The organism is Holdemanella sp. (assembly GCF_056804935.1).
Genome location: NZ_DBMEXE010000085.1, coordinates 1 through 421, shown reverse-complemented (window position 1 = coordinate 421; position 421 = coordinate 1). Strand labels below are relative to the sequence as shown.

General features: G+C 36.1%; 1 protein-coding gene. It reads right to left on the bottom strand.

What is annotated here, in order from left to right:
• Window positions 1-421 (bottom strand): Rpn family recombination-promoting nuclease/putative transposase (locus tag ACZQCL_RS05240; protein ID WP_482482065.1); only part of this gene is annotated, 421 nt, incomplete at both ends.

The window sequence follows — 421 nt, the reverse complement described above, 5'->3', positions numbered from 1 at the left end:
TACTTGTGATTTGTGTTTAGCTCAATCAGATTCAGTTTAAACTCATTGAACATATCTTCAAAGCCAGGATGTATGATTTCTAGTTCACTCAATCTTTTAGCAGCATTCCACTTGGTTTCACCCACATACAAGACAACTGTTAAAATCATGGGAAGCCTTGTGTACATAGGTACATGCTTCTTAAAGTTTTGACGAATATAACGCATACGAGCAACACTTTCATATTCCATAACTCTTGCGACCATGGACGGATCTACATAGCTTTGGCTTTCAATCACGAACAAATCTAAATATGTACCATCCTCATACCGCTTGATGATATCCACATGCTTACTAGAAACATTCATGACAAGTTCACTGTTTTCATCCTTAAGATATTCAGACTTTAACACTTGCTGTCCATCAAATAAAAGTGCATTAA